Below are 22057 nucleotides of genomic sequence, written 5' to 3'. Positions count from 1 at the left end.
TCCCCATTCGGTATGGTGTCCAACCGCGCAGATAAGCTACATGTGTACGGTAACAGACTAGTGTCCGGGTCGGTACACTGAGGCCCGTGGCGACCATCAGAGACCGCGCCATCAGGGACGGCGCAGGAGAGCAGGGCGACCGCCGGATGCGACGCACCCAGGCGGCCCTGCGGGGCGCGCTGATCGAGCTCGTCCAGCAGCAGAACCTGTCGCGGGTCAGCGTGGCCGACGTCGCCGAGCGGGCCGGCGTGGGCCGCTCCACCTTCTACGACCACTACCGTGACGTGCACGAGCTGGCCGAGGCCGCCTGCACGGCGATGATCGACGAGCTCATCGACGCCATCCCGGGCCACGTCCTGGCGACGGGCGGGCCGCCCGACACCCTGCTGATCTTTTTCACCCACCTGGCCGAGCACGCCGGCCTCTACCGCAGCGTGCTGGGGCCGCAGGGCAGCGCCCGCCTCATCGACCACGTACGCCGGCGCGCCACCGTGGCCACCTACGTGAGCGCCGCCGGCGGAGACGGGCCGCTCGACTGCACGGCCGACACGCCCCACGACGTGCCGGCCGCCTTCACCGCGGGCGCGCTGCTCGGCGTGGCCACCGACTGGCTCCAGCGCGGCTGCCCGCGTACCGCGGCGGAGATGGCGGCCCGGACCCGGCCCCTCCTCATGACCCTCTACCAGGGCGGCGACCGCACGGCGGGCTGAGGTGACGGCACGGCCGCCCCCGCGAGGGTGACGCGCGCATCACCCTCGCGGCGTGCATCAACGCGTCACGGGTTGCCGGAGCGGCAGATCGAGGTGGTGTTGAACTCCACGGACGCCCCGGTGGCGTCGGAGATCACCGCGCGGATGGCGTAGCTGAAGGTGGGCTGGCAGCCGATCCCCACGAAGCTGCGGTTGTCGAACGCGGGGACGTTGGCGCCGTTGACGAACCAGCGGATGGCGACCGGCGCGACGCCACCGCTGAACGAGACCGAGCAGAGGAACCGCCGTGCGAGCCCCTCGCAGCTCCCGCTGTTCAGGGTGAGGGCCATCATGGCGGCCGAACCGCTGGACGCCGTTGTGGAGGCCGACGCCGAGGACGTGAGCGCGCCCGGCGCCATCAGCAGTCCGGCCGCCAGCACGGCGGGCAAAGCGATCTTGTACGACTTGCGCATTCCTGTCTCCTTTTGGGTGATGACGGAATCGGTTGCCGTGTTCCGACGGGATCACCGCGGCAGGCCCGTCTAACCCCGTGATTCGCCGGTGCGGCGGTCATGGATGAACCCGCGCGCCACCCACCGCCGCCGGGGCCGCCGTCGCCTTCACCCGAAGGCGATCAGCTCGCGCGTCAGCTCGTGGAGCCGCAGCGCGTCGTCCTTGTCGAACGCGCGGCCCTCCAGCGGCAGGCGGCGCCGGAGCCAGTGCGCCGTGAAGGGCTCGCCCGGCGGGTCGTCCAGGAGCGCGGTCATGGGCCGGATCGCCTTGGTCACCGAGGTGGCGAACAGGGCGAAGGACGCCTTCGTCACCGGGCGCAGCGGTCGCGGGAGGCTCGACGGCATCCCGGTGGAGACCATGCCGGGGTTGTAGCCGGTGTACCTGATGCCGCTGCCGGCGTGCAGCAGGCCGAAGGCGGTCCCGAGCAGGTCGTTGGCCCGGAAGGACTGCAGGGTGGCCCGCGTCCCGCTGTAGGCGCGCGCCAGTTGCAGGTCGTCCCAGTGGATGCGGCCCAGAGGCACGCCGGGGGTGCCCACGTTCATGATGACCGGGCGGCGGGCGGCTCCCAGGACGCCTCGGAGCCCGTGGCTCAGGACGAAACGGCTCAGGTAGGCGAGGGCGAAGCTGTGCTCGTACCCCTCGCCGGTGGTCGAGCGCTCGCCGAAGAGCCGGTACCGCTGCGCGCAGAGGATCAGTTTGTCCACCACCGGATGCCGCTCGGCCAGCCGCGTCACGAGGTCTTTCGCGGCGGCCACGGAGGTGAGGTCGGCGCGCAGGAAGTCGGCCCGCCCGGCCGGCAGCGCGGCGGCCTCGGCGAGCAGGGTCTCGCCCTTCTCCGGGGTGCTGCCGATCGCGATGACGTGAGCGCCTTGCCGAAGGTAGTGGAGGGCGAGGCCCCTTCCGAGCCCGTCGGTCCCCCCGGTGATCACCACGGTCTGCATGATGTCCCTGCTCTCACTAAGTGGATATGACATATCCGCTTGTTCGGGAGCCTAACACGAACCGGATATGCTCTATCCGGTTAGCGAGGGACGGGATGCGCATGAGCGATGAGACACGGGTGTTGCGCCGCGACGCCGAGCACAACCGGCGGCGCACGCTGGCGGCGGCGCGCGAGGTGTTCGCCGCCCGGGGGTTGCAGGCCACGCTCAACGACGTCGCCCACCACGCGGGGCTGGGGGTCGGCACCGTCTACCGGCGCTTTCCCAACAAGGAGGCGCTCGCCGAGGTCGTCTACGCCGCCGCCCTCGACGAGCTCCGCGACCTGGCGCGGGCCGCCCTCGCGGAGCCGGACGCCTACATGGCGCTGCGGGCCTTCCTCGAACGCGCCTTGGAGCGTGCCGCGACCGACCGGGGGCTGCGCGAGCTCATGCGGCAGGGGACGGACGCCGGCGAGCAGATCACCCGCGCCCGGGAAGGCATCATGGAGCGCTGCGGCCGTCTCATCACCCGGGCCAAGCACCAGGGCGCCCTGCGCGGTGACGTCACCGTGGCCGACTTCGCGCCCATCGTCGCGATGATCGACGCGGTGATGGACCTGCCGCCGGCGGGGGGCGCGGACCCGCCGTGGCGACGCTACCTCGCCGTCATCCTCGACGGCCTGCGGGAGCGTCCGGGCCCGTAGGCCCGCTCACCCGGCCGGCCCCGGAGGCGCGCCTACTCCTGTGCGGGGGGCGGCTCCGGGAAAGGGGCGTCCTCGTCCTCTGGTGGTGGCTCCTCGGAGGTCGCCTGGGCCGACGGCGTGGTCGCCGGCGGCTCGGTCGTGGCCGGAGGGCTCGGTGGGGGCGCGGGCGTGCCGGACGCCCTGACGCTCGGGACCGCGGTCGCGGTGGGCCGCCTGCCGGCCGGGGACGGCGTGAGCGAGGCGGCCGGCGCGAGATCGCGGGGGGCGTCCGAGCGGGGCCGCCACTGACGGCGAACGGGCTCCGTACGCCGCTCCTTGACGCCCTGCCGCCGGCCCGGCCCGTCCTTCTTCCCCGTCCGGCCGGCCACCTGGTCGGCGACCGTCTGCCCGGAGAGGACCTGGACGATCAGAACGCCCCCGAAGCTGACCGTGAACACCAGCGCGGCGGCGACCCCGAAGCGGAGCCAGCGCAGCCTGCGCGGCGAGGCCGGGAGGCTCGCCGCCGTCTCGGAGCGGGCCGTGCGCTGCTGCCGTCCCGTCGTGGCGTGCTGCTTGACCCTGACGCTCGTGCGGCGCAGGTAATGGGCGTAGATGTCGGTGCCCACGGTGGTGATCACGCTCATCACCGCCGCGCCGAGCACCGTGCCCGCGACCCCCAGATAGGAGGCCGCGATCGCGGCGGTGAGTCCGGCCAGGGCCGCGCCGGCCATGTGCGCGATGCTCAGCCGCACCCGGCGGCGCCTTCCGTTGACGTTCCTGTTCGTGGCGGGAGTGTGTTGCCTGCCGGTCATGCTCGCGCTGGCCAGCCTTCCTCATGATCGGACGCGCGGGCGCCCTGGCGTGGTCGTGGTGTTCGCGCCCGTCCATGGGTGATCCGCCCGGGTGAACGGGGGCCGGATCACGCCCGCACAGCAAACGCGAGGGGTGGCGACAAGCGGATTGCGTCCTCGGGGGCGCTGCTGCGACCAGCCACGATGGCATACCCGGGCAAAGCCGTCAGCCTCGACACGCGGTGCTTTCCCTCCTCCTGGGGAGGGCGTTGCCATCTTCGGGATATCCCCGCTCACCACGCGGCGGCTCCTCGCGGACGGCCCGACGAGCCGCCGGTGGGGCGGTCAGCCGGAGCGGCGTGCGACGTACAGGATCCGGTCGTGGCCGTCCTCGTCGGCCGGCTCCTGGGCCGAGGTCCCCACCAGGCCGTGGGCGGCCACGATGCGCAGCCCGGCCCGCTCGGCCTCCCGGCGCACCGTACGGTCCGAATGGTGGCGCTGCACGTGCCGCATCGAGACCCGCTCCCAGCTCGTCCCGGACCGTTCGAACAGGTCGAACTGGGTGACCACGACGGCGTCGGCCTCGATCCGCGGCGTCTCCGCGAACCACGCCACGTACCGGTCACCGCGGTCGGCGACCGTGGGGACGCCGAACGTGCGCCGGTAGTAGCCGATGGTGTTGAGGTCGAAGACCAGCACCCCGTCCTCGGCGAGCTGGTCGCGCGCGGCCGCCAGCGCCCGCCGTAGGAGGTCGTCGGCGGTCAGGTACGCCATGGGCAGATCCACGCACGCGACCACGTCGAAGCCGGCCAGGCCGGGCGGCGGCGCCTCCAGCCGGCCCACCAGGAACCGGATGCCCTCGGCCTCGCGCCGCCGCCGGGCCTCGGCCACCATCGCGGGGGACAGGTCGTAGCCGGTCACCTCGAAGCCCCGCGCGCGGAAGGCCGCGCTGCTGCGGCCGGTCCCGCAGCCGGCGTCGAGCAGCCGCCGCCCGCCCGGCCCGTGCCGGTCCGCCGCCTCCACGAAGCGGTCCACCAGCCCGGCGGTGTCCATCCGCGAGTTCAGGTCGTCGTAGCGGGCCGCGATGCTCTCGTACGACGCCAGCGTCTCGTCCACGTGCGCCATGCGCGCCTCCTGGGTGCGGGGGTCCCGCCGGCCGCGCGCCAGGTACCGGCGCGGCCGACGGGAGGGGTGTGCCTACCAGATGAACCAAGCCTGCCGGTTGACCCGGCGGCGGGTGACCCGGCGCAGCAGCTTCCTCACGGCGCTCACCTCCTTTCCTGGGCTTGTCCTGGGGGCCAGGGGTGGTCAGGCCTGGTGGCGGGTCCGGCGCAGCTCGAACGGGGGAGGCGTGATGATGCCCGCGACATGCGGGCGTCCGTGGCCGCCGCGCACCTCCAGGCGGGCGCCGTCGGTCACGGCCGAGAGCAGGCCGGTGGCCAGGGCGTGGGCGACGGCGGCGCCGGCGCAGGTGTACGGGCCGCCGCCGAAGGGCAGGTAGGGCCCGCGGGGGCCGGCGCCGTCCCACCGGCCGGGCCGGAACCTTGCGGCCTGGGGCCAGTGCCGCTCGTCGCGGTGCAGCAGGTAGGAGCAGACCGACACGCTCTCGCCCGGCTCCAGCCGCACGCCGCCGACCTGGTGCGCGCGGCGTACCGGGCGGCCCAGCAGCCAGGCCACCGGCCACAGGCGCAGCGACTCCCGTACGGCCGACTCGGCGGGCACGGCCGCCAGGTCGACGCCGTGGGTCGCGGCGGCCAGCAGCGCCCAGGCGACCACATGGCCCACCGGCGCCACCGAGGTCCGGAACAGCAGCAGGTAGACCTGGGCGACCTGGGCGGCGGGCGTGTCGTCCGGAACGGCCCCGATCACGGCATCCAGCAGGTCCCCGGCCGGACCGTCCCGCCGGGACGGCGGCTCATCGGACCGGCCCGCCGGGCGGTCGCCGGATCGGGCGGGTCGCGGGCCGGTGTGCGGGGTGGGCGGGTGATCAGGGAGAGCGGGTCGCACGCCGGTCTGCCAGGTGGGCGGGCGATCGGGCCGGGCGGCGTGTGGGCCGGCGCGGCGGGTGAGTACTTCGGCGGCCAGGGTGCGTACCACGTGTGCCCACAGCACGCGGCGTCGGGCGCGCGTCAGCGGGCCGCCCGAACGGATCAGGACGTCGTGCCGCACCACCTTCGCCATCAGCTCCCGCAGGCCCGGCGGGCTGTCCGGGCGCAGCAGCATCCCGGTCAGGAACCGGTACGTGGCGGCGCGCCCGGCCGCCGGCCACGCACTGACCTCGCCCAGCTCCGCCACGATCGCGGGCAGCCGATCCCGGTGCGCGGCCAGGTGGGCGCGCACCGTCGCGCGGGCCGCCCGCCCGATCGCGACCTGCGTCGACCGTGGCCCCAGCACGCCACCGGGTACGTGGAAGAAGCCGGACACCTCGTCGTAGTGGCCCTCGTCGTCGTGCAGCACCCGCAGGGCCGTCTCCGGGTCGGCCACGCACAGCGACCCGTCGTCGGGCAACCGGAACACCGGGCCCCGTTCGCGGGCCGCCCGCTCGACGAACCCCAGCGGGTCCCGGCGGTACCACCGCGCCGCCCCGCCGCCGCCCGCGTCCGACCCGTCATCCGTCCGCGGCCGTCCGGCGCCGGGAGCGGCCCGGTCCGGTTCTCCCACCGTCGTCATCCCCACCTGCCCCGTCAGGAGAGCGGTGTCGCGCGCCACCGCACCGGGCGGGCGGCTGGGTTTCCCGTGCCTGCCGGTACGCGGTAACGGTGGCGAGGACGACACCTAAACCAGGAATGACAGTAGTTTATAGCTATAGAAGTGAATAATGGGAAGTGGCGCCATTTAATTACCGAATTGGTGGGGGCGCCGTGTGTCCGTTATTGCGGCGCTGGACGTACAGGCGGTGCCGCTGCGGGCCGGTCCATTCCAGTCGCACGACACCCGCCACGGCGGAGTCGGCGATGCGCGACGGGTCGGACCAGTGACCGAAGTTCGGATTGCGGAAGAACGTCGCCCAGAGCCCGCCGGTGTGGTCGGTGAAGATGTTGTTGTGACCGGCTCCCACGCCCAGGGTCCACCGCTCGGAATATGGCCCCTCGAAACGGTCCGAAACGGCGACGACCGCGTCGTACTGGTACTGTACGCGGCCGGGACCCGCCGGGTCGTAGGCGTAACGGGTGCTGCCGTCGGGATTGGCCGACGTACGGTCCCACGCGGCGTGCAGGAGATAATACTTGCCCCCGTGCTTGAAGACGTACGCGCCTTCGAGATAGGGCTCCGGCGAATAGGGCGTCTGCTGGAATTTCGGTAGGCCGGTCGCCGGGATAATGTCTTCCATATCGTCGCGGAACTTTGCGTATACGTGATTGTGCAGCACCAGCCACGCGTCGTGACCTTCGCTGTAGAGGCTGCCGTCAATGTGGTGGTACGCGCCCGGCTCGATGAAGTTCGGCCCCCCGATGAAAGGGTCACCGAAGGGTTTGTCATGGTTGCCCTCGACGAGCCGGTACGGCCCCTCGACCCCGCCCTCGCTCACGAGCATGAACGAGCCGACCTTCCGTGAATGGTCGCCCATGCACGCGACGATGTACCACTTGCCACGGAAATAATGCACCTCCGGAGCCCACGCCTGGCCCCGCTTGCCGAACCGGTCGTCCTGCCAGTACTCCTGCCACGGGGCGACGACCACGCGCCCGGGCCGGTTCTCCGCGGCGAACTCGGGCGACCACACCTTGCCCTTCTCGGCGCCGGGCCGGATGCCGGTGGTGTCGGCCAGCCGCCACGGCCCCCGCAGGGAGCGGGCCACCCAGACGAAGATGCCGTCGTTCCACGGCCCGGCACCCTCGAGGCCGGGCACGCGCGTGGTGCCGGTGGCGACGTAGAGCGGCCGGCCGCCGACGGTGAAGCAGTTGACGTAGGTGTCCCGCATCCAGACCCGGCCGAGCTCCTTGTCGCGGGGGCGCGGTTCGAGCGGGAGGACGAAGGAGTTGTCCTCACGCGGCCACAGGTCCGGCCGGGTGTCCGCGAGGCCGTAGGGCTCGGGGTCGGGCCAGTTCGACGGGTAGCGCCCCAGCGACCCGGCCTCCGCCCGCGCGGCGGTCGTGGGCAGGGCCGCCGCTCCTAAGAGCCCGGCGGCCCCGGTCAGCAGGGACCGCCGGCCGACGTTCAGCCCGTTCTCGGAACCAGTCATCAGTCACGCACTCCTACCTCGGCTTCCGCCGAGCGGCTCGATCTCGCGCAGCGGCCGGGGACGAGCCGCTTGCGGAGAGTCTGCCGAAGTCGCGCAAATTTCGTCAATAACCCGGAAGAAATCAACGCCCCACCCCATGAAGCGGGCGCAGAGGGAGAAATCGCAGGTCAGGGCGTCACCGGCGGGAAAGCGGCCGCGAGGCACGTTCGTAACAGTCCGGTATCACAGCCCCTCGGCCGCCCGCCCCAGGGTCATTCCGGGCCGAGGAGCGCCTCCGGGTCGGTGTAGCGGGACAGGGCGTCCCGGTCGAGGTCGATGCCGAGACCGGGCGTGTCGGGGATGGGCAGCATGCCGTCGCCGTCCAGGGTCCAGGGGCGGGCGGAGAGCTCGTCCACGTACGGCGAGCCGCTGATGTACTCCACCAGGTCCGTCCCCGGCAGCGCGGAGGCGAGCTGCAGGTCGGCGGCCAGCCCGACGGCGGTGTTCCAGCCGTGCGGGATCAGCCGGATGCCGTGGTCCTCGGCGGCCCAGCCGATGCGCCGCTGCTCGCTCAGGCCGCCGACCTTGGTGACGTCCGGCTGCACGATGTCGAACGCCCCGGCGCTCAGCCACGGCAGGAACGCCTGGCGGCGGGTGAGCACCTCGCCTCCCGAGATCGCCACATGGGCCTCGCGGCGCAGGGCGACGTAGTCGTCGAGGGCGTCGACCATGAGCATCGCCTCCGGCCCGACGGCTTCCCGCGCGGCCGACCCGGCGGCCGTCGAGCGGGCGATCTCCGAACACGTGGAGACCTACCTAGGGGGTCGACGGCCCGCCGGGGTCAGGCGGGCTGACCGGCCTGCGCGCGGGCCGCCATCCGCCGCTCGAACCACACCGAGGTGAACGGCGGCACCGCGCACAGCAGGCCGAGCAGCACGGTGCCCCGGCTCCAGCCGGCCTCCCGCGCCGAGAGGACGACGCCGGCCGCGTACACCACGAACAGCGCCCCGTGGATCGGGCCGAACACCTTCACGCCCAGTTCACCGGTCGCGGCGATGTACTTGAAGAACATCCCGACCAGCAGCCCCGCCCATGAGCACGCCTCGGCCACCGCCACGACCCGAAACCAGCGCAGCACGTTTCACCCTTTCGCCCGATATTTCGGGATACTCTACAGGTTGTAGAGCGCAAGCCGGGCCGTCCCTCCCCGCCACGGCCTGGATGCTCAGTCCTGGGAGGTTTCGCGAACCCCGTCACCCAATGAGTCGGGGCCGTTAGATTAACCGGCCTGTTCTAGCCCGGCGCGTGATCTCCATTCATCATGTGCCGTGACGAATCACCCGAGGTCGTGAGCCGCTGAGGAGCACGGATGACGAGGGCGGAATCGCAGGTGGGGTCGGACTGGCCGCTGCTGGGCCGGGATCGGGAGATGGAACTGCTGACCTCCGCGCTGGCCACGGGGGCGTCGGGAGGCGGTGTGCTGATCGGCGCCGCCGGGATGGGCCGCACCCGCCTCGCCCGGGAGATCACCGCGACCGCGATCCGGTCGGGCCGGGCCACACAATGGCTGGTGGCGACGCGGGCCGCCGCGTCCCTGCCGTTCGGCGCCACGCTGAGCCTGCTGCCGCTGGACGAGCCGGCCACCGAGCCGTTCGCGTTCATCCGGGGCGTCATCCGGCACATGGAGGCGCTGGCGCGGCCGTACCCGCCGGTGGTGTGCATCGACGACGCGCACCTGCTGGACGACGCCTCCGCCGCCCTCATCCACCAGCTCGCCCTGCGCAGGATCGGCTTCCTCGTGCTCACCGTGCGGCGGGAGGAGCCGGTCCCGGACGCCGTCGTCGCGCTGTGGAAGGACGGCCATCTCGAACCGATCGAGCTGAAGCCGCTGCCGCCGGAGGCCGTCGACACGCTGATCGCCCGTACGCTGGGCCGCCAGGTCGACGCCCTGACCAGGGCCGAGCTGCAGGTGACGGCGGCGGGGAACCCTCTCGCGCTCGGGCAGGCGCTGGTCAAGGGGCTGCGCGACAGCACCCTCGTACGGCGCGGGCAGGTCTGGTCCAGCAGGGCTTCGCTGCTCACCGGCCGGGAACGCCAGGTGTGCCTGCTCGCCGCCTCCGGGCTGCCCAGCCAGGTGATCGCCGACCGGCTGGTCCTGTCCGTGCGCACGGTGAACAACCACCTGAGCCGCGCCTACGGAAAGCTCGGCGTCTCCCGGAGGGCGGACCTGATGAAGGCGCTCAACGGCTCATTCCCCGTCATGGACCCCACGGGCAGATAGAGGCCCTTCCCCGCCGCTGATGCCGCGCCTCCGCCGGCGCACCTCCTATGAGCGAACTATGAACCCGCTCTGAAGACCGTCCCAGACGATCGTGGAGACGCACACAGCGGAGGTTGCGAGCATGTGGGCCACCAAGATCACCGAATCAGAAGTGCTGCCGCCCGGCGCCATGGCGGCCCCGGCCGAACCGTGGGTGCAGTTCGGGATCCAGGCGCCTCCCGAGCGGCGCGGCGACCTCTACCGGAACCTCGACACGCTCGCCCGGCAGGCCATCGGCACCGGGCTGGCGCACGACTTCTTCTACATGCACAAGCACCCCGGCCTGCGCATCCGGTTCCGGGCCGACGAGGGCGGCGTGGGCCGGCTCAATCTGCTGCTGCGCGAGCACCTGCACGACTGGCAGCGGGAGGGGCTGGTCGGCGAGTGGCGGCCCGGCATGTACGAGCCGGAGACGTACCTGTTCGGCGGCCCGGCGTCGATGCGCAGCGTGCACCGTGTCTTCACCGCCGACTCCCTGGCCTGGCTGGGCTTCCACCACCGCAACCTGGCCACCGGGAACGGACGGGAGGGCCGGCCCGGCCCCGCGTGGGCGATGTCGCTGCTGATGCTGCAGACGCTGTTCGAGGCGCTGCGGATCGTGGACTGGGAGGACCTCGACGTCTGGGACCGCGTCCGGCGGTTCCGCTCGCTCGCCCCGGCGGCCGTCGAGGACCCCCGCCTCGCCCAGCTCGGGACGGTGCTGCGCGGGGCCTGGCCGTCGCGCTCCGCGCTGGCCGCCAAGGTGTCGCCGGAGGCGGCCGAGCTGGCCGAGGAGTACCGGGCGGCCGTGCTCGACGAGGGCAAGCGCTGGATCCGCGAGTACTTCGAGAGCGGGTCGGCCGGCATGGGGCCCCGTGCGGTGGCGTCGTACATGGTCATCTTCCACTGGAACCGGGCGGGCCTGCCGGCGGTGCGACAGGCCCTGATCACCCACGCGCTCCTCGTGCGGGCGGCGGGTGACGCCCGGTGACCCTCCTCCGTGTGGCGGGCCTGCCCATCAGCATGTGGCTGGCGGCCTCCAACCCCGACCTGTTCGCCCTGGTACGCGCCCTTGACGAGGCCGACGAGGAGTACCGCAAGCACGCCACCGCCCTGGCCGAGCGGCTCGGGGCCACGCTGGTGCCCCGGCCGGAGCTGCCGGCCCGGGACCGCCGCCTCGTGCTGTCCGTACGGCGCCGCCTGCACCAGGGACACCCCCTCGACACCGGCCACGGCGACCGGCTCCGTGCGATCGTGCACGCCTTCGCCCCACCTGGCGAGCCGGCCGATGAGCTGGCCGATGAGCTGGATCGGGTGGCCCGGCTGTCCGCCGAGTGCCGCCGCCTGGAGCGGCTGGCCGAGACCCGCGTGCAGGGCGAGCACGAGCGGCTGCTGACGGCGCCGTGGGACCTGCTCGGCTCCCGGCCCGGCGGCCCGTCCTGCGCGGCGCCCGAGGTGGCCGAGGACATCGAGCGGCGCCTGGCCAAGGGCGAGCCGTGGAGCACCAAGCGGATGCGCAGGCGCAGCGACTACCTCTGGCGGATGATCGCGCGGGGCGCGACCAAGACGACCCCGCGGGCCTGGCTGGGCCACGTGGCGCTGGCCCCCGCGGAGCATGGCCCGGACAACTCCGTCTCCGGAGGTTCCGTCTCGGTCAACGGGCAGGTGGCCGTCGACTGGGTGGAGAACGTGCACACCCGGCGCATCATCCTCGTCCGCGAGGGCCTGGAGTTCCGTCCCGATCACTGGCTGTCGCTGACGCCGCTGCACCGGATCGACGGCGACGAGCTGTCCGTCTGGTGTGTGGAGCTGGGTGAGAAGGCCAACCGCATGGTGACGCACCAGTTGCGGGTGACCTCCGCGCTGCGGGCGGTCCTCGACGCCCTCGGATCCGGCGCACGCCCGGTGCCCGACCTGCGGGCGCGGCTGCCGGAAACGGTGCCGCCCGGCTTCCTCCGCAAGCTCGTGCAACTCGGCCTGCTGGACGTGACCGCCCCGCCGCGGCGGCTGCGCGGCGGATGGAGAGCGGCCGACGCCCAGGAGCCCTCCCCCACGGGTACGGGGTTCGTCGACGTGTACCGGCGGGCCGAGGGCACGGCCGACACCGACGTGGCCGCCTTGCAGCGCGCGTTCGAGCAGTACCGCCGCCTCAGCGCGCTGATCAAGGAGGGCCGGCCGCGGCACCGTACCGGTCTCGACGACCTGATCGGCGCCCGGCCCCGTCCCGTCATGGAGGTCTACGCCGAGCAGGCGCAGGCGCTGAAGGACTCGGGCGACCTGAGCCGGCGCTTCTTCCAGCGGGGGAGCTGGCCGGAGGCCGTCGGCGAGGACACCGGGTACGCGCGGCTGCTCGGCCTGATCTCCGCGTCCCTGGACCGGGCCGGGGATCCCCCGCCCGTCGTCGACATCACGCCCGCGATGCTCGACGCCGTGGGCGCCGGGCAGGCCCCGATCACCTGGCCGACCGACTGCACCGTCCGGCCGCTCGGCGGGAACCGGTGGGTGCTCGACAACAGCGCGCCGGCCGCGATCCTGGACGCCCGGTTCGCGGAGACCGTGCGGTGGCTGCACGGAGCCCGGCCCGAGGAGGACGCCCACCGCGAGTTCCTCGCCGAACTCGACCGGATCACCGGCGTGCCGAGCGTCGAGCTGCTGGTCCCGCCACTGGTGGAACAGGCCGCCAACGCGGTCAGGCGGCCCCGGTACACCTCGATGTGGACCGGCGACCCCGACCCGCGCGCCTACGGCTCGGACTGGGAGGCCGAAGGAGCCCGCCATCTCCCGCTGAGCGAGCTCACCGTGCACCGCGAGGAGAACCGCACGGTCGTGGCGCACCTCGGCCGGCCCCTGCGCATCTGCCAGCACGCCACGCGCAACGCCCTGGTGCCGTGGAACGTCCTGACCTCGATCCTCTGCGCCGACTCCCAGCAGTACGACGCCCACTGCCTGCGGCTGCGCTGTTCCCTGCGCGCCTTCCCCCAGCGGTCCTTCATGCCCAGGATCACCGTCGGCGGGTCGCTGACGCTGTCGGCCGCCCAGTGGCGGATCGGCGTGGACCGGCTCGACGGCGTGGGCGGCGGCGACCTGGCCGAGCTGCGTGCCCTCACCCGGCTGCGCGACCACCTCGGCCTGCCTCGATGGATCTTCGTCTCCGGCCCTCATGGTGATCGGCCCCTCCCGTGCGACCTGGAGAGCGTGCGCGCGGGCCGGGTGTTCCAGCACGCCTTGGAACGGCTCGCGGAGCGCGACGGCGACGAGCCGCCGGTTCTGACGGTCGCCGAGATGCTGCCGGCGCCCGACCGGCTCACCGTGACCGACCGCGGCCCCTCGGGCACCGGCCAGGTGGCGGCCGAGATCCTCATCCGCCTGCCGCACGCGGTCCCGCCCAAGCGGCTGGCCGCCGTCGCGGCCCTCAATTCGTACCGACCTGTTGCCGCATCGGACGCCTGCGGGTGAGCGAAAGGAGCGACAAGGAACGTCAGGCGCCCCGGCCACACCCCCCCGCAATGAAGCAACGAAAAAGGAGATCGAAATGTCGGAGAACATCGTTCCGCAGCCCGAAGAGAACACCCCCGACGAGGTAGAGGAACTGGTCGACGAGCTGGAGATCCACTCCGCGATCGATGCGCCCGACGACCCTGGCGCGGACACCAACGGCTGCACCGGCACCTGCGCGGCCTGCTCGGCGACCTGCTAGAGGCCTTCCGCCGGCGAAGAACGCTCCCCGGAGAGGCGCGCCTCGCGCGGACACGGCCCCGCCAACCCCTGAAGGCGCTGTTCAGCGTGTGTCCGGCGAGGTGCGTCTCACTCAACTAGGCGGTGCTCTACATGGCATCCGATGTGACACCACAGGAACAAGGGAACGACCCCGACCCGGTGGCCGAGCTGGTCGAGGAGCTGGAGCTGCACTCGGCCGGCATCGGTCTCGACGATGTCGACGCCCCCACGGGCGCTTGCACCGTCGCCGGATGCACGAACAACTGCAGCCGCGCGTGCAATTACTAGCCGCCGCGGGAAACAGGAAAGGAAGTGACCCGATGGTTGCGAAGAACCCGGAGAACCTGCCGGCCGGACCCGAGGGGAACCCCGCGGACGAGGTCGAGTCGCTGGTCGACGAGCTGGAGCTGCACTCGGCGGACCTGAGCTTCGACGAGCCCGGGGCCGACAGCTCCACGTGCACGTGCCAGACCTGCTCCTGCACGACCAGCTGAGCGAGCACTTTACCTACGCGTAGGCGCACGGACCAGGTCCTGCGCCTATGCGGGTATCGCGTAGGACGTCAACGAAAAGAGTGATCGTGGCATCTACCTCTGCAATCACGCATGTTCCCGTACGTGCGGCGGCCGAGCGGCTGCTGGAGACGTACACCGCGGCCGCCGATCCCGCACGAAGCCTGCCCGACCAGGACCAGATCGCTCGCGAGGCGCGAGCCTTATCCGACTCCGGGCCCGCGATCCTCGCCACGTTGCTCGCCGGCCCGGAGCGTCCCGCGAGCGACAGCGCCGCCGGGCGCGCTCTCGCGGCGTGGCTGCGCGGCTTCCGGCGTCCCGCCCCGCATGTGGGTCTGCACGGGTGTGGCGCGACCGCCCGGATGTTCTCCCTGCGCATCGCCTCGGCGACGTGGCCGCGGCTGGCCCAGCCCCTGGCCAGGCAGCGGGACATGCTCAGCGGCCACATCGCCGGCGGGCCGTGGCGCACCGAGCAGGTCGGCTGGTCCGACTACGACCTGATCACCGGCGCGGCGGGGGTCCTGGTGGCGTTCGCCGCCGATCCCGACGCCGACGCTGCGGCGCGGGCCCCCTTGGTGGCGCACTTGACGCGGTTGTGCGAGGGAGCGGAGCTGGGACGGCTGCGGGTGGGCCAGTACCTGGACGATCACCTTCGCGGCTGGAACTACGGCAGGATCAACCTCGGCCTGGCCCATGGACTGCCGGGGATCCTGGCCGCGCTGACCGCCACCGCCGATGTGGACGGGCTGGGCGGTGAGGCGCGGGACGTGGTGCGGCGGCTGGCGGACCGGCTGGTCGCTGAGTCGTACACCGACGGCCGGGGGGTGATCACCTGGCCGTTCGGCACGCGGCGGCTGGACGGCCATCGGGCCTCGCGTGGCAACGGCCGCCGCCAGGCCTGGTGTTATGGAGGGCCGGGCAACGCGTGGGTCCTGTGGGAGGCCGCCCGGGTGCTCGAGGACGACGAACTGGGCGCCTTCGCGGTGGAGTCGGCCCGTTCGTTCCTGAACGCGTACGACGACGCCTTCTATCTGGACAGTTTGGGCATCTGCCACGGCGCCGCCGGACTGATGCTGGTGTACGACGCCTTCGCCCGGCACACGCCGCTGACGGAGGCCGCCAAGCTCGCCGACCACCTGGCGGGCCACCTGCGGGACAGCCTGGACGCCGTCGCCGATCTCGGCGACATGTGGCTCCAGGGCGGATCGACGGGCGTCCTGGCCGCGCTCCTGACCGTCGAGGGAGGTGACCGGCGATGGCTGGCGGCCCTGGCCCTGAGATGAACGCCACCCCGGCGAACGGCACGGCGAACGGCACAGCGAACGGCACGACGAACGGCACGACGAACGGCACGACGAACGGCACGGCTAACGACACGGCTAACGACACGGCGCAGGACACGGGCGAGGGCCGGACCAGGAAAGGGGCCGGCGTGCTCGCGCTGATCCGGCTCCTGCCGCGCGTCTCACCCGGTCTCACGCTCTCCCTGGCCGTCCTCGTGCTCACGCAGACCCTGCTGGCCACCGGCTTCATGCTGGCCACCGCGGCCGTCGTCGGCGACGTGACGCGCCAGGACAGCGCCTCTGGCCTGCTGCACCTGAGCGCCCTTATCGCGATCTTCGTGCTGCGGCTGGCCCTGCAGCCCGTGGCGTCGTCGGTCGCGTGGCTGCTGGCGCAGCGCGTGGACGCCGTGCTCACCCAGACCACCCTCGAAGGGGCGCTGCGCCCGATCGGCATCGAGCACCTCACCGACTCCGCCATCGCCGACCGCATCCAGATGGCGCAGGGGATCGGGGTGGCCGGATACGCGCCCGGCCAGGCCGTGACGGCGCTGGTCCGGCTGGTGTCCAGCCGCCTGACGGGCGTCGCGGCCGCGATCCTGCTCGCCACCGTCGAATGGTGGCTGCCGCTGCCGATCGCGGCGGTCTGGATCGCCATCGCCAGGTGGCGGCTGCGTGACGTCAAGAAGGCGGTGGACGCGGAGGAGAGCGCGGCGCCCGCGCTGCGCCACGCCACCTACGCCCGGGAGATGGCCACCGACGGCGTGGCGGCCAAGGAGATCCGCGTCTTCGGCATGCAGGACTGGCTGCTCGACCGGTTCACCCGCTCCTGGCTGGAGGGGATGGCCGCGCTGACCGGATCGGGGCGGCCGGTCACGCGGACCGTCGCTCCCTTGCTGCTCGGCTCCGCCCACGCCGTCGCGTTCGCCTACATCGCCTACGGGACGGCGTCCGGGCGGCTCGACGTACAGGCTCTCACCGTGGCGCTGCAGGCCATCACCGGCATGAGCGCCCTGGGCTGGATCGGGGACGTGCAGTGGCTGCTGACCCACGCCAGCGCCGCGGTCCCGCACGCCCAGGCGATCGGGCGGCTCGGCCTGGGGGCCGTGCGCGAGCTCGGCTCGCCCCTGCCGGACGCGCGGATGCCCGTGGCGGGGATCCGGTTCGAGGGCGTCGGTTTCGGCTATCCGGAGCGTCCGGTGCTGAACGGCCTGGACCTGTCGATCCCCGCCGGCTCCTCGCTCGCTATCGTCGGGGCCAACGGCGCCGGCAAGAGCACCCTGATCAAGCTGCTCGCCCGCCTGTACGAGCCCGGCGCCGGCCGGATCACGGTCGACGGCGTGGACCTGCGCAGCCTCGACCCCGACGCGTGGCGCCGCCAGCTCGCCATCGTCTTCCAGGACTTCGTCCGCTACGAGCTGCCGCTGCGCGAGAACGTCGGGTTCGGGCGGGTCGACGCCGACCGGACCAACGGCGCGTTCGACCGGATCGCCAAGCTCTCGGGCCTGAACGACGTCCTGCCCAGGCTCTCGGCCGGTTGGGACACCCCGCTCAGCCGCAGGTTCGACGGCGGCACGGACCTGTCCGGCGGCCAGTGGCAGCGCGTCGCGCTCGCCCGCGCCCTCTTCGCGGTGGAGAACGGCGCCCGGGTGCTCGTCCTGGACGAGCCGACGGCCAACCTCGACGTACGCGCGGAGGCCGAGATCTACCAGCACTTCCTGGAGATCACCCGCGGGCTGACCACGATCCTGGTCTCGCACAGGTTCGCCACCGTCCGCCTGGCGGACCGGATCTGCGTGATCGACGACGGCCGGATCATCGAGTACGGCCCGCACGAGGAACTCATGGCCCAGGAAGGCCGCTACGCCCGCCTCTTCACGCTCCAGAGCGCTCCCTTCCAGGAGGCCCGCTATGCCTGAGCGCACCCCCGCCCGCGTGTGGATCCGCACGATCCCGCTGCTCATCGGCACCGCCTTCAAGGCGGACGCGATCGGGACGGTCCTCGTCCTGCTGCTCGCGCCGGTGGCGGGCGCCATCGCCGCGGTGACGGCGATCGGCCTGCAGCAGATCGTGAACGCCGCCGCGGCGGCCGACCTCACCGGCATGCTGGCCGCCGCCGCGCTTCTGGCGGGGACCGTCGTCGTCGGCAACTTCACCGGCACGATCACGGCGGACCTGCGGATCCGGCTGCAACAGCGGGTCGGGATGCTGCTGGACCAGCGGATCGTGACCATGTGCGCCGGCCTGCCCCATCTGGACCACCACGAGCATCCGCCGTACCAGGACAAGCTCGAACTGCTGCGCACCCATCGCAACTGGCTGGGCTCCGCCTTCGGCGCCCTGGTCGAGAACGTGCGCGCGATCGTCGCCTTCAGCGCCACGCTCGCGCTGCTCATGAGCCTGCGCCCCCAGTTTCTCCTGCTGCTGTTCCTGGCCCTTCCCATGGTGGTGGCGGCCCGGCGCAGCGAGAAGATCATCGCGCAGACCGAGGAGATGACGGCGGCCCCGACCCGGCTCAGGCGCGGCCTGTTCGGCCTGGCCGTCGGGTTGGACGCGGCCAAGGAGCTGCGCGTCTACGGCCTGCGGCAGGAGATCGCGGCCCGCCACCGGGAGCTGCGCGAGGAGATCGACGGGCACCGGCGGTGGATGGAGATCCGCACCGCCATCTGGACCGCGTCCGGCTGGCTGATCTTCGGCTGCGGGGTCGCGGCCGCCCTGTACGTCATCGGGACCGCCGCGCTGCGCGGCCAGGCCACCCCCGGCGACGTCATCCTCACCCTCGCGATGTGCGGCCAGCTCACCGGCAGCGTCTCCGGCCTGATCCAGATGTTCACCTGGATGCAGCAGGCGGTGCGCGCGGTCGGGCACTACCTGTGGCTGGCCGACCACGCCACGACGCGCATGAGCGGTGAGCCCGCCGAGGCCGTCCCGCCCGTGGCCGGCGGCGACGTCGTCCTGGACCAGGTCTCCTTCGGCTACCCGGACGCCGCGCGCCCCGTCCTCCAGAACGTGTCGCTCCGCCTTCCCGCCGGCAAGACGGTGGCGATCGTGGGCGAGAACGGCGCCGGGAAGACGACACTGGTCAAGCTGCTGTGCCGCATGTACGACCCCACCGAGGGACGGATCACCTACGGCGGAGCCGACCTGGGCTCCTTCGGCGTCGAGGCGTGGCGTACCAAGGTGACCGCGTGCTTCCAGGACTACTGCCGCCTGGAGTTCCTGCTGGTGGAGGCGGTCGGCGTCGGCGACCTGTCCCGCATCGACGACGAGGAGGCCGTCCGCTTCGCGCTGGATCAGGCGGGCGGGGGCGGTCTGCCCGACCTGCTTCCCCGAGGGCTGCGGACCCAGCTCGGCGCCACCTTCCCCGACGGCACCGATCTGTCGGGCGGGCAGTGGCAGAAACTGGCCCTGGGCCGGGCGAGCATGCGAGGCGCGCCGGTCCTGCGGGTGCTCGACGAGCCCGCCGCCAACCTCGACCCGGCCGCGGAGTTCGAGATCTTCAGCCGCTTCCAGGCCGCCGCCCGCGAGACCGGGGACGGCGCCATCACGGTCTTCGTCTCGCACCGGTTCGCGACCGTGCGGACGGCCGACCTGATCGTCGTCCTGGACGAGGGCACCGTGAAGGAGCTGGGCAGCCATGACGAGCTCATGGCGCAGGACGGGCTCTACGCCACGCTCTACCGCCTGCACGCCAAGGGATACCAGGACGCCAAGCCCACGTGGGGAGAGATCCTCGACGAGAGCGCGTACGAGTCGGCCCGCCCTTGACCGGCCTTTCTCACGTGTCCAGCAGGGAACGCAGATCGCTTCGCCCGGCGATGCCGAGCTTGGTGTAGGCGCGGGCGAGGTTGTTGTTCACGGTCGGCACCGCGAGCCCGAGCCGGGCGGCGATCTCGGCGCTGGTGTGGTGCGCGGCCAGCAGGAGCACCTCGCGCTCGCGCGGGCTCAGCAGGGTGATGAGGCTGTCCGGTTGCAGCAGGGGAGTCCGGACGCCGGGGAAGAGCCGCCGTAACTGCGCAGCCCGGGCCAGCGCCAGCTCGGCCCGGGCGGCCAGGCCCTGGCGCTGGTACCGATGCGCCGCGACGGTGTACGCCTCGGCGGCGTGCAGGTCGTAGCCGCGCGCCCGGAACTCCTGCGCCGCGATCTCCAGGACCTGAGCGCCGTCCTGCGCGGCCACCGCGCGGGCGGCGCGGCCGGCGAGCCCGGCCAGATCGTGCTCGATCTCGTCCAGCCGCCGCAGATCGGGCTTGCGGCCCAGCCGCGCCATGTCGTAGAGCGCCAGGGCCTCGACCGCAGGGAGACCCGCCTGGCGGGCCAGCGTGGCGGCGGTCGTCGCGGCGGTGAGCGCCTGCGGCAGGTCACCGCGGCCGAAATGCGTCCAGGCCCGCCAGCTCTCGACCCAGGGCGCGAAGATCCGGTTCGAGGCGTGCGCCCGGGAGTCGGCGTCGGCCATGAACAGGTCCCGGTCGGAGTCGCCGCGTAAGGACGCGACGGACGCCCGCGCGGCCTGGCAGCAACGCGCCAGCCGGAGGGTGTCGTTGACGGCGAAGCCCGCGTGGCCCTCGGCGAGCAGGCGGTGCGCCTGCTCGACGTGCCCGCGGGCGGCGGCGGCCAGCCCCCCGAACAGCGCCCATCCGGACAGCATCATGGCGGCGCCGCCCTGGGTCGCGTGCTGGTACTCGGCCGTGGCGATGGCCTGCGCCGCCCCGGGGCGACCGCCCGCGAGCTGGGCCAGGCAGGCCCCGGTGTTCACCTGGAACCGGCCCCACGGCACGATGTCCTCGTGCGCGGCGGCGACCGCCAGCCCGCGGTCCTGAATGGACGGCGCCTCGTCCGCGCGCCCGAGGAACCCGATGGCCGCGGCGGCCCCGGCGGCGGCCCACACGACGGCCTTGGGCTCGGCCCCCGGCTCCTCGAACACGCTGCGGGCGACCCCGACGGCGTCAGTGCAGCGGCTGTCGAAGAAGGTGAGCCAGGACTTGGAGGCCCGCGCGAGGGCGTGATCGCGCCACTCGTCCAGGATCGACACGGCGGCCTCGATGTCGCCGGCGCCCCAGTACAGGGTCTCGGCCCTGGTGACCGCCCAGGCCAGCCGGTCGGCGGGCTGCGGCGGGGGCGCGGCGGGCAGGATGCGCGCGGCCTCCTCGGTGCGGCCCTGGTAGGCGAGGATCTCGGCCAGCAGCCGATCGGTCTCGTCGCCCGGTTGAGCCGAGCGGGCCGAGCGGGCCAGGCGCTCGGCCAGTTGCAGGTCGGCGTGCCCGATCGCGAGCGACGCACCGGCGGGCAGCAGCTCCGGCCGCCGCACGATCCCGCCCTCGACCTGCCAGACGGCGGCCAGGAGCCGGTCGTGACGGCGGCGCAGCGGGGTCGCCAGCAGGGCTTCGGCGAGCTCACGGTGGACGAGCACCGCCCGTAAGATCGTCAGGCGGGCCCGCAGCACCTCGCCGTACAACGGATGCTCCAGGCGGGCGTGCCGGCGTTCCCCCGAACGCTCCACCACGATCAGGCCGGAGTCCTCCGCCTGGGCGACGGCCGGGAGCCCGGTCACCCGCTCCAGGATGTCCAGGGGCAGCGGCTCGCCGCAGGCGACCAGTTCGACGACGTGGCGGCTGGCCTGGTCGAGCTGGGCCAGCCGGGCGCTGATCAGGTCGGTCAGCCCGGCCGGCTGGCCGCCGTACAGGAGCTCGCGCAGGGCCAGCGGGTTGCCCTGGGCCAGCCGGTGCAGCCGCTGCCGCGTCCGGGTGTCGAACTCCGCCGCGTTGACGTGGTCGATCAGCTCGTCGATGGCGTCCTCGGGCAGGCCGGGGACCTCTAGGCGCAGGCAGCGGGCGTCGGCGCCCAGCTTGGCCACCGCGTCGGCGGTCTGCTCGCCCGCTCGTACGGTCATCACCAGGAAGAGGAGCCGGCGGGCGGCCAGATGCGCGATGAGCGCGGCCGAGGCGTCGTCCAGCAGATGGGCGTCGTCCACGACCGCGGCCACCCGGTGCCGGCCGCCCCAGCGGCCGACGTCGCGGACGGTGGCCTGGATGAGCTCCACGGACGCCCCCGTCGCCGCGCCGTCCGGCACCAGGGCCGCCACCGCCCCGAACGGGATCGCCGCGGCGGCGCGGGTGGCCCCGACCCAGTAGGTGTGCACGCAGTCCAGACCCGCCGCGGCCTCCCTCGCCAGGCGGGTCTTGCCGATGCCGGCGGGCCCGCTCACCCACACGACGTCCACCTCATCCCCGGTGAACGCGGACCGGATCGCCGACGTCTCCGCCTGTCGTCCCAGGAACGGCCACACGGATACCACCTCCCACATCGCCGCCTTGTCGTCCACGGCATCGGCATCCCGAAGGTGTCCATTTCGGAATTTGAGGCCAGGGTTTTCCTGCCCAATCCACGCGCATCCCTCACGGGCCGCGGGCCTCCGAACGATCGCCGACCGCGATGAACCGGGCCGACGAACCGGCCGCGACGAACCGGCCGCGACGAACCCGGCCGGCGGCATG

Annotated in this window: 20 protein-coding genes; 11 read left to right on the top strand and 9 right to left on the bottom strand. The window is 72.9% G+C overall.

Annotation, left to right across the window (positions count from 1 at the left end; all coding sequences use genetic code 11):
• The first annotated feature begins 86 nt into the window (after positions 1-86).
• A complete protein-coding gene (locus tag AB0I15_RS41220; RefSeq protein ID WP_358108624.1) occupies positions 87-710 on the top strand; it encodes a TetR/AcrR family transcriptional regulator in 624 nt (207 codons plus the stop codon).
• Between the two features lie 65 nt (positions 711-775).
• On the opposite strand, the gene AB0I15_RS41215 is transcribed toward AB0I15_RS41220, so the two are convergent.
• Complete coding sequence (locus AB0I15_RS41215; protein ID WP_358108621.1) at positions 776-1162, bottom strand: hypothetical protein; 387 nt, start codon at positions 1160-1162, stop codon at positions 776-778.
• Between the two features lie 147 nt (positions 1163-1309).
• Positions 1310-2143 (bottom strand): SDR family NAD(P)-dependent oxidoreductase, encoded by an 834-nt coding sequence (locus tag AB0I15_RS41210; protein ID WP_358108619.1) that lies wholly within the window; start codon positions 2141-2143, stop codon positions 1310-1312.
• Between the two features lie 101 nt (positions 2144-2244).
• On the opposite strand from AB0I15_RS41210, the gene AB0I15_RS41205 reads away from it, so the two are divergent.
• Positions 2245-2826 carry a helix-turn-helix domain-containing protein gene (locus tag AB0I15_RS41205; RefSeq protein ID WP_358108616.1) on the top strand — a complete coding sequence of 194 codons (582 nt, stop codon included), beginning with the start codon at positions 2245-2247 and terminating at the stop codon, positions 2824-2826.
• A gap of 32 nt (positions 2827-2858) precedes the next feature.
• Here AB0I15_RS41205 and AB0I15_RS41200 read toward each other — a convergent pair whose 3' ends face one another.
• The 6 genes from AB0I15_RS41200 to AB0I15_RS41175 all read right to left on the bottom strand — a co-directional run bounded on the left by AB0I15_RS41200 (position 2859) and on the right by AB0I15_RS41175 (position 8896).
• A complete protein-coding gene (locus tag AB0I15_RS41200) occupies positions 2859-3617 on the bottom strand; it encodes a hypothetical protein (protein WP_358108613.1) in 759 nt (252 codons plus the stop codon).
• A 324-nt stretch (positions 3618-3941) separates the two neighbouring features.
• On the bottom strand, positions 3942-4721 hold the full coding sequence (locus tag AB0I15_RS41195; RefSeq protein WP_358108610.1) for a methyltransferase domain-containing protein: 780 nt from the start codon (positions 4719-4721) through the stop codon (positions 3942-3944).
• A gap of 183 nt (positions 4722-4904) precedes the next feature.
• The gene (locus tag AB0I15_RS41190; protein WP_358108607.1) at positions 4905-6266 is read right to left on the bottom strand and encodes a cytochrome P450; all 1362 of its coding nucleotides are present in this window, start codon (positions 6264-6266) and stop codon (positions 4905-4907) included.
• A gap of 169 nt (positions 6267-6435) precedes the next feature.
• Positions 6436-7779: a family 43 glycosylhydrolase gene (locus AB0I15_RS41185; protein ID WP_358108604.1), complete on the bottom strand. Its 1344-nt coding sequence runs from the start codon at positions 7777-7779 to the stop codon at positions 6436-6438.
• 251 nt (positions 7780-8030) lie between these two features.
• On the bottom strand, positions 8031-8489 hold the full coding sequence (locus AB0I15_RS41180) for an enolase C-terminal domain-like protein (RefSeq protein WP_358108601.1): 459 nt from the start codon (positions 8487-8489) through the stop codon (positions 8031-8033).
• 110 nt (positions 8490-8599) lie between these two features.
• Entirely contained in the window at positions 8600-8896 is a 297-nt protein-coding gene (locus AB0I15_RS41175) for a DUF3817 domain-containing protein (protein WP_358108598.1), read from the bottom strand.
• Between the two features lie 231 nt (positions 8897-9127).
• Here AB0I15_RS41175 and AB0I15_RS41170 point away from each other — a divergent pair, with 231 nt between their 5' ends.
• The 9 genes from AB0I15_RS41170 (at position 9128) to AB0I15_RS41130 (ending at position 19334) form a co-directional block, all read left to right on the top strand.
• Positions 9128-10039, top strand: coding sequence for an AAA family ATPase (locus tag AB0I15_RS41170; protein WP_358108596.1), 912 nt, complete (start codon positions 9128-9130; stop codon positions 10037-10039).
• A 121-nt stretch (positions 10040-10160) separates the two neighbouring features.
• Positions 10161-11048, top strand: a complete 888-nt coding sequence (locus AB0I15_RS41165) for a thiopeptide-type bacteriocin biosynthesis protein (protein WP_358108593.1) — start codon at positions 10161-10163, stop codon at positions 11046-11048.
• The gene (locus AB0I15_RS41160; protein ID WP_358108590.1) at positions 11045-13513 is read left to right on the top strand and encodes a lantibiotic dehydratase; all 2469 of its coding nucleotides are present in this window, start codon (positions 11045-11047) and stop codon (positions 13511-13513) included. The genes AB0I15_RS41165 and AB0I15_RS41160 overlap by 4 nt, the downstream gene beginning before the upstream one ends.
• A gap of 76 nt (positions 13514-13589) precedes the next feature.
• Positions 13590-13754, top strand: coding sequence for a hypothetical protein (locus AB0I15_RS41155; RefSeq protein ID WP_358108587.1), 165 nt, complete (start codon positions 13590-13592; stop codon positions 13752-13754).
• A gap of 143 nt (positions 13755-13897) precedes the next feature.
• Positions 13898-14062 (top strand): hypothetical protein, encoded by a 165-nt coding sequence (locus AB0I15_RS41150; RefSeq protein WP_358108584.1) that lies wholly within the window; start codon positions 13898-13900, stop codon positions 14060-14062.
• 32 nt (positions 14063-14094) lie between these two features.
• Positions 14095-14268, top strand: a complete 174-nt coding sequence (locus AB0I15_RS41145) for a hypothetical protein (RefSeq protein ID WP_358108581.1) — start codon at positions 14095-14097, stop codon at positions 14266-14268.
• A gap of 86 nt (positions 14269-14354) precedes the next feature.
• Positions 14355-15569, top strand: a complete 1215-nt coding sequence (locus tag AB0I15_RS41140) for a lanthionine synthetase LanC family protein (protein ID WP_358108578.1) — start codon at positions 14355-14357, stop codon at positions 15567-15569.
• The gene (locus tag AB0I15_RS41135) at positions 15542-17485 is read left to right on the top strand and encodes an ABC transporter ATP-binding protein (RefSeq protein ID WP_358108574.1); all 1944 of its coding nucleotides are present in this window, start codon (positions 15542-15544) and stop codon (positions 17483-17485) included. The genes AB0I15_RS41140 and AB0I15_RS41135 overlap by 28 nt, the downstream gene beginning before the upstream one ends.
• Positions 17478-19334 (top strand): ABC transporter ATP-binding protein, encoded by a 1857-nt coding sequence (locus tag AB0I15_RS41130; RefSeq protein WP_358108571.1) that lies wholly within the window; start codon positions 17478-17480, stop codon positions 19332-19334. The genes AB0I15_RS41135 and AB0I15_RS41130 overlap by 8 nt, the downstream gene beginning before the upstream one ends.
• Before the next feature lie 10 nt (positions 19335-19344).
• On the opposite strand, the gene AB0I15_RS41125 is transcribed toward AB0I15_RS41130, so the two are convergent.
• The gene (locus tag AB0I15_RS41125; RefSeq protein ID WP_358108568.1) at positions 19345-21885 is read right to left on the bottom strand and encodes an AAA family ATPase; all 2541 of its coding nucleotides are present in this window, start codon (positions 21883-21885) and stop codon (positions 19345-19347) included.
• Between the last annotated feature and the right edge of the window lie 172 nt (positions 21886-22057).

This window comes from Nonomuraea sp. NPDC050643, from assembly GCF_040654715.1.
In the GTDB taxonomy this organism is placed as follows: domain Bacteria; phylum Actinomycetota; class Actinomycetes; order Streptosporangiales; family Streptosporangiaceae; genus Nonomuraea.
Note: the sequence above shows the minus strand (reverse complement) of the source record. Positions and strands in the feature narration are given on the sequence as shown.

What these genes read in the sequence shown, in the direction of transcription:
- AB0I15_RS41215 (WP_358108621.1), bottom strand. Translation starts at nt 1,162, where the DNA reads ATGCGCAAGTCGTACAAGATCGCTTTGCCCGCCGTGCTGGCGGCCGGA.
- AB0I15_RS41195 (WP_358108610.1), bottom strand. Translation starts at nt 4,721, where the DNA reads ATGGCGCACGTGGACGAGACGCTGGCGTCGTACGAGAGCATCGCGGCC.
- AB0I15_RS41170 (WP_358108596.1), top strand. Translation starts at nt 9,128, where the DNA reads ATGACGAGGGCGGAATCGCAGGTGGGGTCGGACTGGCCGCTGCTGGGC.
- AB0I15_RS41145 (WP_358108581.1), top strand. Translation starts at nt 14,095, where the DNA reads ATGGTTGCGAAGAACCCGGAGAACCTGCCGGCCGGACCCGAGGGGAAC.
- AB0I15_RS41205 (WP_358108616.1), top strand. Translation starts at nt 2,245, where the DNA reads ATGAGCGATGAGACACGGGTGTTGCGCCGCGACGCCGAGCACAACCGG.
- AB0I15_RS41210 (WP_358108619.1), bottom strand. Translation starts at nt 2,143, where the DNA reads ATGCAGACCGTGGTGATCACCGGGGGGACCGACGGGCTCGGAAGGGGC.
- AB0I15_RS41155 (WP_358108587.1), top strand. Translation starts at nt 13,590, where the DNA reads ATGTCGGAGAACATCGTTCCGCAGCCCGAAGAGAACACCCCCGACGAG.
- AB0I15_RS41185 (WP_358108604.1), bottom strand. Translation starts at nt 7,779, where the DNA reads ATGACTGGTTCCGAGAACGGGCTGAACGTCGGCCGGCGGTCCCTGCTG.
- AB0I15_RS41200 (WP_358108613.1), bottom strand. Translation starts at nt 3,617, where the DNA reads ATGACCGGCAGGCAACACACTCCCGCCACGAACAGGAACGTCAACGGA.
- AB0I15_RS41130 (WP_358108571.1), top strand. Translation starts at nt 17,478, where the DNA reads ATGCCTGAGCGCACCCCCGCCCGCGTGTGGATCCGCACGATCCCGCTG.
- AB0I15_RS41190 (WP_358108607.1), bottom strand. Translation starts at nt 6,266, where the DNA reads ATGACGACGGTGGGAGAACCGGACCGGGCCGCTCCCGGCGCCGGACGG.
- AB0I15_RS41135 (WP_358108574.1), top strand. Translation starts at nt 15,542, where the DNA reads ATGGCTGGCGGCCCTGGCCCTGAGATGAACGCCACCCCGGCGAACGGC.
- AB0I15_RS41180 (WP_358108601.1), bottom strand. Translation starts at nt 8,489, where the DNA reads ATGGTCGACGCCCTCGACGACTACGTCGCCCTGCGCCGCGAGGCCCAT.
- AB0I15_RS41165 (WP_358108593.1), top strand. Translation starts at nt 10,161, where the DNA reads ATGTGGGCCACCAAGATCACCGAATCAGAAGTGCTGCCGCCCGGCGCC.